A 12640-nucleotide genomic window follows, 5' to 3' on the forward strand; every position below is an offset into this window, starting at 1 on the left:
ACCTCCGAGGCTTTGTCCGCACACTAAGTACCCTGCGCCGCCGGATCAGCAAGACAACGCATGGGAAAACCGGGTGTTGCGTAATCAAAGTATAGATCGCTTGCGCTGATGATCCGCAACAACATTCGATGAAAGACAACTTTTAGCAACTTGTTATCTTGAATTAGGGACAGCTCGCCTCCGGCTTCCATTTCGTTGCCATGAGCTGCATCGTTCCGGCGTTTCCAGGCGAGCGCCTCCTCTGGTCCAAGCTCGATGCCGATTTCTCGCAAAAGCGCTTCCATTTTGGCTTTCTGATGCACCCTGTTCAGTGAGCCGATATTCTCGCGGAGGGCGGCTTTGCTTTCGTCAGGCAGAGGCGATCGAGCTATCACGCCGTCGATCTCGTCGCTGAAACTCTTCCAGAGAGGCCGATCGGCGATTATTTTTGTCTGGACCTTCATTGGACCAGCTGCGATGTACCGCCGCTGCAACGCGTCGATGGCAGCACCGAAATGGACGCCAACAATATGCGGTGCCGCGCATAAGGCATGCCAGTAAGCCCATTCTAGATTTCCAAAATCTAGCTCATCATACTTCTCGACAATGGCATTCAGTACACGGTTGAGGCGAACGCGGTCTATACCGTGCTGCCAATTCATATGCAACGGCGCGGGATGGAGCACCGGCAACTCGAATACTGCTCTTCCAATACTGTAAGCATCATTCAATCGAAACGAATGGACCTTCCAGTCTTCTGTGTAAGCGACACTCCCTAGGTCGACGAGAAAGGCGCCAAGCGCGAACGAAAGGGCATTCTCATTCGTTTGCGAAACTGCTGGTCGGGAGTTCCGAGATAGACGATGCACCCCGGTCTTTGATGGTCACTGACTTCCTTTCGATCCAGCGCACAGAAAAACGCCTTCTTGCCAGCCACTAAGAGCTTCGCGGCGCGTCTACCGAAGCCCTCGTTGCCTTCGGAGCTGGTCAGGGTTATGCCATCGTCATTTTCGACGATCCGCCTCGGCCTAGCTGTTGATACTTTCCTCCTAATTGTGTCCGGCCAATGAAATAAATCTGGAACGTTGTCCAGCCAATCGATCGTGTATGCGGGTTTCGTGTTGGCGTCGATAATCGCATCTATTCGATGCACGCGCGTCTCTTCAATCAAGTCGAGCTGATTCTCCGCATGATGGTGCGACGTCCTGACGGAGTAGGGTTGGATGCCACTGAGCACAACTCTAGTGCCAGCATTATTTGTTAGCTCCGCGACATCGGTATTCAGGCGAACGGTCCCCGAAGGGACGTTTGGCGCCAATGATTGCGCGTCGGTGGGTGCCCGCGTCTCCAGAATGATGTTGAGCTTTTCATTTCAACGAATGGAGAGGCTGTGAATTGGCGCATGCAATGGCCCCGGATTCGTAACCCGAAAATGTCCCTCGTTAATTAGCTCAAAGGGTTCTCGCTCCCAGCCGATCAAAGTACTGTCCTCCTTGTGAGCTTCCGGCTCTCCTCAAGGCGCGAAAGAGCGTCGCCTGAGACGCAGTTTCCGAATGCTGATGAGCGGTCGTTCTCAGTCATGCCTTCACTAAACCGCGGGACGACTGACAGAAAAGCCCTCATCCCGTGAAATGCGGGATAGCCGCCTCGCGAAGCGGCGCCACAAGGAACGTCGTGTCGCTCGCCGGAGGCACTTGCGCGAAGGGGCCGCCACCTTGCGGCGTCGCTATCACTGCCCCGAATCCGGGCATCATCTCTCCCGGCGCGCCCGCTGCGCTGTCGCACCGCTATCTTCCCTGGTTAAACAGAGCCAAACAGGTGCCGTGCCCTGACGCGCCCAAAAGCGAAGAGATCGTTCAGCTTCTTGCGGGTGATACTGGGCGCGTTGGGCGACCGATCGGGATCGTGATTGCCTCCGTTGTCGAGGAATAGAGCATGTACTCGTCCTGCAGACCGGTTACCGCCGTACATCCACGTGTCTTCGACAAATGCTTTTGGGTCCTCGCTTGACGCGATTAGGTAGCGCATGAGTGCCGTCGCGTAGTCCGCACCATTCTGGAGCTGTAGCAGATGCTCATCCATAAGGCGCACCGTCCGCTGGGCAATAGCAATGAGAAACGCAAGATCGTTTAGCGAGGGCGGCTCCCGAGATCCGAAGCGTTTCAATGCACTCGTGATGTCTGTCCCCTGGAAGCCTTTGGCGAAACCTGGCGCGGCCCCGGTCAACGTCTTGCGGATGGAAAGGCCCAGATCAAAACGATAGTCGCGATGCACAAACTGGTTTCGCCACGTCACCAGCAGATAGAGCGCCGCGATATATTCTTTCGGAACCGTTTTCGGGTAATGGCTTGCCAAAGCTTCGAGCCGTTCGGCCACGGTTGGTCGTCGTTGGTCGCCAGGTTCCTTACGACCGTTCAGCGTGTCATTGAGCTCTGGCGCAGTCAGACCCGGGATACGGGATAAGACCCGCATGTACTGATCGAGCCCGTCTACCAACGCGACCATGCAGCCCTTCAGGACGTAATCGCGGCTATCATCCCATTCTTTTTTTACACCGGGCTTGGTCCACGGAACGGCCAACCCCTTGGGTTTGATTGGCGTGGTGCTCGTTAGGGTTTCGATCGCTACAAGCAGCGTATTGAGATGGCGGTTCGCATCGCCAGCGGTTCGTCGAAACGCCACCAGGGCGGGCGAGAGTTCAAAGCCAATAACCTGATCCTGCTGTGCAGCCGGCGAAGACACCTTTTTGGCCTTTGCGGTCATCACGATCCTCGCGAAAAACGATGTTTAGGCGTCTCGGCCCTTCGAGTGACGATCCTCGCCCTCACGCACTAACGAGCATCGAATCCGACCGCAGCCACTGATAGGCTCTTGTTAGAAACCTTATCATTTGACCAATGACTCCGATTGCGACCAGATCTTATCTGCCAAGACAAATGCGCACCATGTCCGCAAACCGGATCACGCTGACGCTATTTGACTGCCAATCGAAGTAGAGGACTGGACGACCCACTCGACGCCATCCTTACCAAGACCCAGCAAGTTCAACATTGTGCATGGAATAAAGCGAGAACGAAACTTACGCTGTAGAAATTCCGCTTGGGCAACATCATGGGTCGACAGCAAAATCTGATAACCCTCGGCACTCACAAGATTTCCGATCAGATCGGCAAAGGCCGCGGCGTGGATCGAATCGTTGTGTTGTAGTGGATCGTCGAGAACGAGCGCCTTCCAACGCGACCATGGAAACGTCAAGCTCGCAGCACACAGCATACTGACTGCGAGCGCAGCCATCTGTCCCTCACTGTGCACGAGCACCGGATCGATTTCTCCGATCGCGCTAGGAACTTCCCCATTTTTAACCGCGCTCTGCTCGATCTTTTTCTTTTTTACGTGAAGGTCAATGCCGACGCGGGGGTCACACAGAATCGCCTGGTTGATCCGCGACATCAAGAACCCGAGGGGCTTGATGTATTCAGAATTGAAACCTTCCAACTCGGTGGTGATATCGGCGCTCGCAGCCTTCGCGATCTCCTTAACTTCTTGGATCGCCTCGACCTCCGCCTCCCTTTGATCTCGAAGCGAGGTGGCGATTGTCAGCCACTCTTCTCGCGTTCCATTCGGTGGACCATCAACGAGCTCACGGATTTGCTCAAGCAAAGCGCGATGGTTGATTTGCCGCGACCAAGCGAGGCGCCCATCGCGCAGACGCGCGAGCCGACCTGCCGCTTGCTTGACCGCCAACCTTGAAGCCGCAAGGCGACGCTCGGCAGCCTGGACGAGAGCGAGATCGGGATCGGACCCATAACGCTGAAGGGCCCGCCAACCATCGCTGATTCTGCGCTGCGTCTGATTGAGTGCTCCAATTCTGGAATCGAACTCCGCGAAGCGCGCCAACAGTCCGGCTTGCTCCGCTGTAAGGGTGGCAACGGTCGCATCTGCTTCGGCAAGCGCTCTCCTCGCCCCGCTGAGGGCTTCCCGAACGAGACGCAAGGTCGCCTCTGCTTCCCGGAGCAATAAAGGGAGTTCGTCGAGGCCAATTGCGCGACTCGCGTCCACTGCCGTACTTGCATTCGTCTCGTCGGCCTTTGCACGATCGAGAGCAGCAGCCAGAGCAGCCGACGAGCGAAGGCTCGCATCGAGCGCGCGTTGGGCTGCGTCGCGCGCTCGGACAGCGCGCGAATGCTCGGTGTCCGACGACGAACCACTAAGGGATCGATGTGTTTGCCAACGCGTCTTGCGGCGACGCTTCGTACTCAACGCCTCGATGCGATCGGCCAACTGCGCCCGTTTCGCAGCAAGCGAGGTGGATTCTTCAGTTGAGCCGCCATCGAGACGCGCGAGCAGTTGGGCACGTTGCTCTCGCTCAGAGTTCAGCGCGGCGCTGGCCGCGCGGATATCCGACTGCGCCGTCCGCAATCGCTGGAGTTGGGTCGCTCGGCTGTCGCGATCGGCCAACAAGGTCCTAAGCGCTTCCTCCTGGGCCAGGAGCGCTGGCGCGAGACGTTGTGCTGCGGTTGAGACTCGTGCTTGCAATGCCGACGCACTGTCAAAAGGAGTCGCGCAAACCGGACAGTCGCATGCATCGGCCGGCAAGTGGGCTGCGATCGACGCGATGGCGTTCGACATAGCGTCGACCGTATTTCGAAGTCCCTCAACAACTGAGGCCTGGGCGCGGACGCTGTCAATAGCCGCTGCAACGGCTGCTTCGGCGCGTTCCACTGCCATATCGATGTCCGGGTTTACAGTGTTGAGTTTGGCAAGCAATTCCGACTGGTGGCGAATGCGCTCGTCTGACGCGATCGCTCGGTCCATCGTCGTCAAGTTGCTGCGCAGGCGATCAAGCTCCTCATCGCATTGATCGATCTCGACGGTTATTCGCCGTAAAATTTGGCGCTTGCGCTCGGCCAATGTGACATCGCGCTCCGCTGCGATTTTGGCTTGCTCGGCCGTCATCCGCGCGGACACAGTGTCGCGATGTTCGGTCGTCAGCCTTGCGACTAGAGCGCGCGCGTCACTCAAGGCCCGCAACCTCGAAACAGCAGCGGTTGCCTCAGCCAACGCCTCCTCACGCGTCGCAACATCCCCCCGGCAAACACCCCTGGCTCGCACGGCTTGCTCATATTCGGTGCCAAGCTCTTCGAATCGCGTCTGTGTGGCGGCGCGTGACGCTGTTATTTCGGCAATGTCTGCCAAGGCCTGTTGACGCTCACCAAAGAGCCGCCTTCCCTCTTCTAACTGGGCCTCTTCCGCAAGACAGTCGCGTACAATCTGGTCTGCCGCCGCCTGCAGCCGCTCGATCGTGGGGTCGATCTCAACATCCAAAATGTTGCGAGAGGACTGATCGCGGACCTGCGCCCTTGTCAATTCCTCTGCGATTCGAAGAGCCTCGATGCTTGCACTGGCGTCATCGATCGCGCCTGAAATCTGTGATTCAGACCATAGCGTAGTTTCCTGCTCGAGAAGGACATCCAGGTTTTTAGCATCACGCTCGGCCATGTCACTTCGCCGAGCATATGCACGGACAACGGTGTTATTGCCTTGTCCATGGAGAGAGTTGGCGATGGCCTCAATTGCCGTACTCTGCGCAGCCTCTTTAAGAATATCAAACCGCTCAGTAGATTTGCGATACGTCAGACGTGATATGGTCGATTGCCCGAGAAAATGGGTCAGTAAAAGATAGCGTTGTAGCTCGGAAATGCCTTGCTGCCAGGCCGGTGCGCGCAGAAAGGCCGTGATGTCGGCTACATTGCCGGCGAGCTGCGATTTTGTTGACTTTGCTGACAACAGGCTTCGGGTAATGGTGCTGTCATCCGAGAATGTCATTGTCGCGCTGGTGGGTCCAGGTTGTCCCTCACGCCAGCGGCATAGGTAGGTACCCGGTTTGTTGACTCCATTTGCGTCACGGAAGTGATCGATTCGATCGGAGAGCGCCCATTCGAGCGCATCAAAAAGAGAGGATTTCCCAAGGCCGTTGCTGCCATGAACGATCAGCACCCCGGGCTGAGCGGGCAACTCAACATCGAGCGCGGCGAAGCTTCGGAATTGACGAAGCGATACGCGCTTCAGATAGAGTGAAGTCATCCGAGTTCCTCCCGGGCTGCGATCAACTGCGGGATCAACGCGTCAGGATCATCTTTGTAAGCCTCGGCCAGTTCAACCCAACGCTTCGCTGCAGCCGCGGAGAGTCCGTGCCTCTCAAGGATACGCTCAGCGAGGCCCTGGTTATGGTCTAGTGGAGCGTTGAGGACCGCTTGGAGCGATCGCCAGGGCTGGGCGAGGAATGTCCTAGCAAGGAACGCCTCGTATGAAGCATCGATCGCATCTGTATCGGGCATCCAAACGACTTTCCGGCAGACGGTCTCGTCCCTTTCAGCCAAGTCCATTATGCCGCGCCAGTCGGCCTTGGGATCAGCCTCCGTTACGCACAACATGATGTGCGCATTGATTACTTCCTCAGCGCGCATGTAGGAACGGGCGATTACCATCTGGTTATGCAGCGCCTTCAGAGAGGTCTGAATGTCATCGCGGCTCTTCAAGGCAATTGGTGCGACCAGCACGGGATACGCACCTAGCCGTAGCCCGATTTTGGTTGCCGGGAGCGACGTCACAGAAGCGTCCTGACGTCCTCTGAATCTCGGAGACGCAAAATCTGGTTCGATCGTGGTGGGCCAACCGATTGCCTCGGCTGACCCAACGAGCCTGTCCTTGAGTATCTCGGGAGTCACTTCGTGAGCTCCTTCAGTTCCGCGTCTTGTCGACTGCGCAGGTCAGCAAATTCCGCTTCTACTACAGCTTTCCAGGCGGCAAGGTCGTTGATCAGGCGGCCACGCCATTGCCTGTCGTTGCGGATTACGACGGGACGGACCCGTCTCGCCGCCGCCATTCCCATGGCCGGCTTGCCACCATCGAGTATGCGCCCCGGTGGATCCATTACCTCAACTTCTGCCGATCCCGATAGTATTAGCGCATCGACACCCCACTGGTCAGGCTGGTTCCATATTGCGATTGGTTGCTGGCCAACCAACTGGCATCCAGAGCCTAGCGCGACCGCGTTTTGGCTGAATTGGAGATTGCCGCGGTCAACCATAGCGGGCTCAAGTGGTTCGCCATGATGGGTTGCCAACATCATGACAAGTGCCGTAGCCAGATGTTTAATATAAGCATGATCGCCATTCCATGGCGAACGCTGGTGTTGCTCCACATTGGCGAGCCACCGGAGAAATGCGCCGCAGAGTGCTTTGTCCGCACTCAATGAAGCGTGCCATGCCGTCCATGTAGGCCCGATCGCGCCAGCGATCGATGCGCTAATCGGGCCAAGGCTTTCGCACTGGTGACTTTCGACGACTAATTCGATTCGCTGTCCCAGAAGGCGCAGCAGGCAAGCGTCAATCGCCTCCTCTAAACCGTTTACTTCTAGGGCCAGAGCTGGGTAGTGCGAGAGCGCGACCGGGGCCGCACTAATCGCCGGCACCAATGTTTGCCAGTCGTCTAGAGCGTCAGGATCGGCGGAGAGGACGATACGACCACCACTGGCCAACGCCAGACGAACAATGTCAGCCGAGCCCGGAATCTTCGCTGGAGTGGCAGCGAGGTGCAGAATAATATTGGTGGGCAACCGCTCACATTGAACGGCTACGTCCAGAAGACGCCGGCTTCCCCGCTCGATGGGAGCGTGGGCAGCCGGATCGACCCCAAGAATTATCGTTGCCTTGGCGGTGGCGACGCTCGTACTGGAGGTTAGCTGCGACGCGTGATCTTCGAGCTTTGAGATGCGAAGCGCTCCGAAAAAATCATACGTTTCAGGATCGAGCACCGGAGGCGCGATAAGGTCAGGGCGCGACGCAAATAGCGCGGTCATATGCGCTCTGTACGTTTCGAAGTAGGAGCCGACAGCCTGATAGCGCAACGAGCGATTAGGACCGTGTCGAAGAACCACATGATCGAGTGCATCGGCAAATGGCGCACCGTCGACATGCAGGCCGCCGACTTGAAATCGTCCGACGCTCGCGGTTACGTCGGTGACAAGGCCCGAGCTTCGCTGGACCGGTCGAGCCGCTTGCTTTGCCGCTTCAAGGACCGCGAAAGCCATAACCTGATTCAGTTGCGCCGCCTTTCCTGCAGCAAACAACGGGCCAGAGCTATTGATCGTGACTTTTCGGTCGGATCGCAACAGTTGACTGAGCCGGTCGAGGACGCCCCGCGCTTCAAACAAAGGTAGGAGATGCGTAGTGAAGGCCGCTTCAAGATCGCCACCAACCGCAACGCCGGCACAGGCGGATTCAGTGGCGGCTCGAAGAGCGTCATCGCGAAAATAGTCTAGGAAGCGGCGCGTAAAGCCGACGTGCTCGAAATTGTGAATCAAGAGGTTCAGCAGGTCGGTCAGCCCGCCGTCGCCATTACCACTGACGATATAGGTCGTTGGGCTGTATGGCTCAGCGCCAACCGAGCCCGTGGAATTTTGCTTCCAATAGTGAAGAGGGATCGCAGCGCCACAAGGAATCTCATCACCGAAGCCGATCGCAAGCACGACGCGATCAAACTCTCGGTGGTGGACTGCGCCGTCCGCCTCCAGACCAAGCCGCCAGCGGGGCGCTATTCTTTCAAGCGAGACTAAGCGATGGCCAGATTTGAAATAAAAATTCTGCAGGCGCGTTTTTGCGGCATAGAAATCCGCCTGGAGCTGAGCGCAGACTGCACCCCCATTATTAGCGGACCAATCCAAAATTGGTAGACCCGCGCGGTTATCCAAGGATCCCAACCGAGGCCATTCGTAGATGTGAGGGTGCAGAAGTCGCGGTGACGCACTTTGCAACTGCAGGATCGCCCCGGCCGTATCATACAGCGTCACGTCGTTGCCGAGTAGCGCTAATCCTAAGGCAGCCGTAACGCCAGCCGCGCCCGCGCCGACCACGGCGACGTAATCAGTGGACTTCAATTTTCCGGAGCGGCTCAACGCATGCACCAGCCGGAGCGCCCGCACCTGTTGTGAATAGAACGTGATCCGCCGATCAAATGTGCCGACGAAGTGAAGGCCAACGTCGGCTGAACTCTCCGTTACGAGAAGCCAATCATCAAAAGGAAGCCCGGCAGCCATAGAACTAGCCCGTCTTATTCGTCAGAGGGCGCCTGAGAGGCTGGCGAGCGTGGTGTAAAGCGCTGATGCGGCGTAGGATTCGGTTGCAAAGCCAACCCCATCACCTCAACCGCGAACGCCACGCCCGCCATGACCGATGATACGATTCTGCCCTTCTCGTTTCCAGCCGTTCACGCCAAGAAAGTCACAGCTGCCTTCGATGGCGGTCGGCTGACCTCGAACGGGGGCGTGATGCTTCTGGCGATGGCCGAGCGGCGTCTCGGCTTGGCCGACAATTTGGCCCGGGTGTTCCCGGATCGGCGCGATCCGACGCGGGTCGTGCACAGCCTGGTCGATATGTTCCGCGCGCGCATGTTCGCGATCTGCTGCGGCTACGAGGACGCCGACGACCTTGATCATCTGCGGTCCGATCCGGCATTCAAGCTGGCCTGCGGTCGGCTGCCGGACACGGGCCGGGATTTGTGTTCCCAACTGACGCTGTCGCGGCTGGAGAATGCTCCGCGCCTGCGCGACGTGATCCGACTGACCTACATTTTGGTCGACGCATGGATGGATAGCTACCCGCGCGAGCCGGCATCCGTCACGCTCGACATCGATGATACCTGCGATGTCGTCCACGGCCATCAGCAGCTCTCGCTGTTCAACGCTCATTATGACGAACGCTGCTTCCTGCCGATCCACGTCTACGACACGGAGAAGAGCCGGCCCGTGGCGGTCGTGCTGCGGCCCGGCAAGACGCCGGGCGGCGTCGAGGTGCGTGCCCATCTGCGCCGCCTGGTACGGCATATCCGGACGCGGTGGCACAACAACACGCGAATTACGTTCCGTGGCGACGGGCACTATGCCCGGCCGGAGGCAATGGCGTGGTGCGAGACCAACGGCATCGACTACATCTTCGGTCTGTCCGGCACCAAGCCGCTCGCCAGAAAACTCGACGAGGCCGCCGACGACATCCGCACGCGACGCGCCATCGAGAACCTGCCGGTTCTGCGTGGCTATACCGAGACGCGCCACAAGGCAAAGTCCTGGGATCGCGAACGGCGTACCGTCGCCCGTTTGAGGCGACGATGCTCGGCCTCGACATCCGTTTCGTCGTCACCAGCCTCGATGTCGGCTCGGCCGAGTGGATCTACGACAGCCTGTATTGCGCGCGCGGCCAAGCCGAGAATCTGATCAAGCTGCATAAGACACAGCTCGCCTCCGACCGCACCAGCTGCCGTTCGGCGCTCGCCAATCAAGTCCGCCTCGTTCTCCACACCGCCGCTTATTGGCTGATGCTGACCGTGCGCGACGCGATTCCCAAAGCCCGGGAATTGGCCACAGCCGAGTTCGCGACGCTGCGTCTTCGTCTCTTGAAACTCGCTGCCCGTGTCGTCGAGACCACGAGCCGCATTCGCCTTGCGTTTGCCGCGGCATGTCCCGAAGCCGACCTGATCCGCGGCTTGCCAGGCGCGCTGCTGCCGCTCGGTCCTTGACCGGCGGGGCGTCCGCCCCCCGTTCGCCCAACCCATCCCTCAAGCGCGTTGCAAAGTACCGGTCGTCAGGCGGTGAAAAGCCGAAGGCAATCCCGCGCGCCTCGTCAGAGCAGATGTGCGGCCACATCAATCGGACTAAAAAAAGCACTCTCACGAATAGGACGGGCTAGATCGACAACAGATCATTTCTACTCGTAGTGAAAGGCCGCCCCCCGACATACGCCCACGAAGCTGTAGCTTTTTCCGCCATGCGAATCCCCCGTTTTTGTGCTCGTTCGTCCAGAGCACGCAAATTGCCTAGTCATCAACAGCCCGCCACTTTTTATGGCAAGCACAGAACCATGGAGTTTCAGGTCGGTATCCTCCAGAGCGAGCGCCCGCAGCCCTTATCCGACGGAATTTAGCACTGCGACTTAAGGCCAGCGGTCGCCCGACCGATTCCCTTCGTCCACGCCAGAAACGACGTCGCTGTCGACTGCAATTACGTGGTCAGCACAATCAGCTTTGGGCCGGCCCCGGCCCTCAAACGCGAATATTCATCCTCATTCCCTCCCTCGAAAATCTAACAACGCGAGTCCTGACGCAAGAGCAACCTTTGGTGCATACTAGGCCAAAGGTGCGACTGTTGACTCACGATCAGACTGCGGATGACGCCCCGGCGGCGGACGACGCACCAAAGTACGGACGAAATGCGCCTCCGGACCCTCCTGGGGATTAATCCAACTTAGCGTTGACCTAAAGTTCGGACTCAGCCAAAATGAACAGAACAGGAACAAATATTTTCAATGGCTGCACACATCAACGAACCTCACGTCCCCTGCCCCAAGTGCGGTCACCAAATTCCGCTTACGGAATCGATTGCTGCACCTTTGTTGGAAGTCGAACGACGCAGCTTCCAAACGAAGCTTGCTACAAAAGAGGCGGAATTCGCTCGCCAAGCTGACGAGTTGCGACGACAGCAGGACGAAGTCGCTAAAGCGCGAGCAAATGTCGAAGAGCAGATCAAGCAACGGCTGGAGAGCGAACGCCGGCAAGTGGCCGCCGCCGAGGCGAAGAAGGCACGGGACGCTGTAGCTTCAGACCTGCAAGCGCGGACGAACGAAATTGCAGAACTTCAACAAACGCTTGAGACTAACAATGTCAAGCTAGCGGAAGCGCAGCAGGCACAGGCCGAGGTAGTGCGAAAGCAACGGGTACTTGATGAAGAGAAGCGCGAGCTTGATTTGACGGTTGAAAAGCGCGTGCAAGCTTCCGTCGAGACTATCCAGACCAAAGCTCGCCAAGAGGCCGACGAGGCTGCCCGGTTGCGAGTCGCAGAGAAAGACCAGACCATTGAATCTATGGCGCGGACGATCGAGGAACTGAAGCGCAAGGCGGAGCAAGGGTCGCAGCAGTCACAGGGCGAGGTTCTAGAACTTGAGCTCGAGGAGCTTCTGCGCGGACGCTTTCCCACAGACTCCATCGATGCAATCGGCAAAGGCGAGCTTGGTGCAGATGTGATGCAGCAGGTAAACGGAGCTATTGGCCAGCCGGCCGGAGTCATTCTGTGGGAGATAAAGCGCACCAAGGCCTGGAGTGATGGGTGGCTCGCCAAATTGCGGGACGACCAGCGACGATCTGGTGCCGATATCGCCCTAATTGTCTCTCAAGCCCTACCCAAGCATGTTGAGCAGTTCGACCTGGTCGACGGTGTTTGGGTCGCTCACCCTCGTTGCGCTCTTCCGGTGGCTGTTGCCCTCCGCCAAAGTCTAATTGACGTAACTAGCTCGCGATTGGTCCAACAGGGTCAACAAACGAAGATGGAGCAGGTCTACCATTATCTGACCGGTACCAAGTTTAGACAACGCGTGGACGCCGTTGTCGAGAAATTCAACGATATGCGCGACGACCTCGACAAAGAACGCAAATTCATGGGGCGTCAGTGGGCCAAGCGAGAAACACAAATTCTATCTGTGCTCGACTCCACAGTTGGCATGGTCGGCGATTTGCAGGCGATTGCCGGTAGGTCGATGCCGGAGATTCCGAGCTTAGACATGCCACTGTTGGAGGATACAACCGACCTTCAAAGGAAGGTTGGATAAGCTAGACA

At 57.9% G+C, this 12640-nt stretch carries 7 protein-coding genes and 1 pseudogene; 2 read left to right on the forward strand and 6 right to left on the reverse strand.

All coding sequences use genetic code 11. The features are described from left to right. Positions 1–23: 23 nt before the first annotated feature. The 6 genes from HAP48_RS11120 to HAP48_RS11145 form a co-directional block, all read right to left on the reverse strand. Positions 24–665, reverse strand: coding sequence for a hypothetical protein (locus HAP48_RS11120; RefSeq protein WP_166213749.1), 642 nt, complete (start codon positions 663–665; stop codon positions 24–26). 89 nt (positions 666–754) lie between these two features. Continuing rightward, positions 755–1150: a hypothetical protein gene (locus tag HAP48_RS11125; protein ID WP_166213748.1), complete on the reverse strand. Its 396-nt coding sequence runs from the start codon at positions 1148–1150 to the stop codon at positions 755–757. A 629-nt stretch (positions 1151–1779) separates the two neighbouring features. Beyond that, a complete protein-coding gene (locus tag HAP48_RS11130) occupies positions 1780–2742 on the reverse strand; it encodes a hypothetical protein (RefSeq protein WP_166213747.1) in 963 nt (320 codons plus the stop codon). A 198-nt stretch (positions 2743–2940) separates the two neighbouring features. Then, a complete protein-coding gene (locus tag HAP48_RS11135; protein ID WP_166213746.1) occupies positions 2941–6063 on the reverse strand; it encodes an AAA family ATPase in 3123 nt (1040 codons plus the stop codon). Continuing rightward, on the reverse strand, positions 6060–6539 hold the full coding sequence (locus tag HAP48_RS11140; RefSeq protein ID WP_166213745.1) for an ABC-three component system middle component 1: 480 nt from the start codon (positions 6537–6539) through the stop codon (positions 6060–6062). The genes HAP48_RS11135 and HAP48_RS11140 overlap by 4 nt, the downstream gene beginning before the upstream one ends. 164 nt (positions 6540–6703) lie before the next feature. Further along, positions 6704–9076, reverse strand: a complete 2373-nt coding sequence (locus HAP48_RS11145) for an ABC-three component system protein (RefSeq protein ID WP_166213744.1) — start codon at positions 9074–9076, stop codon at positions 6704–6706. Between the two features lie 129 nt (positions 9077–9205). On the opposite strand from HAP48_RS11145, the pseudogene HAP48_RS11150 reads away from it, so the two are divergent. Together HAP48_RS11150 and HAP48_RS11155 are read left to right on the forward strand one after the other, a co-directional pair. Then, positions 9206–10551: pseudogene (locus HAP48_RS11150) on the forward strand (IS1380-like element ISBdi2 family transposase). A 797-nt stretch (positions 10552–11348) separates the two neighbouring features. Continuing rightward, the gene (locus HAP48_RS11155; protein WP_166216572.1) at positions 11349–12632 is read left to right on the forward strand and encodes a DUF2130 domain-containing protein; all 1284 of its coding nucleotides are present in this window, start codon (positions 11349–11351) and stop codon (positions 12630–12632) included. Positions 12633–12640 lie beyond the last annotated feature (8 nt).

The sequence above is a fragment of the Bradyrhizobium septentrionale genome, assembly GCF_011516645.4.
Taxonomy (GTDB): Bacteria; Pseudomonadota; Alphaproteobacteria; order Rhizobiales; family Xanthobacteraceae; genus Bradyrhizobium; species Bradyrhizobium septentrionale.

Excerpts from the sequence above, each read along its gene's own strand:
- HAP48_RS11135 (WP_166213746.1), bottom strand. The coding sequence starts at position 6,063 with ATGACTTCACTCTATCTGAAGCGCGTATCGCTTCGTCAATTCCGAAGC.
- HAP48_RS11130 (WP_166213747.1), bottom strand. The coding sequence starts at position 2,742 with ATGACCGCAAAGGCCAAAAAGGTGTCTTCGCCGGCTGCACAGCAGGAT.
- HAP48_RS11145 (WP_166213744.1), bottom strand. The coding sequence starts at position 9,076 with ATGGCTGCCGGGCTTCCTTTTGATGATTGGCTTCTCGTAACGGAGAGT.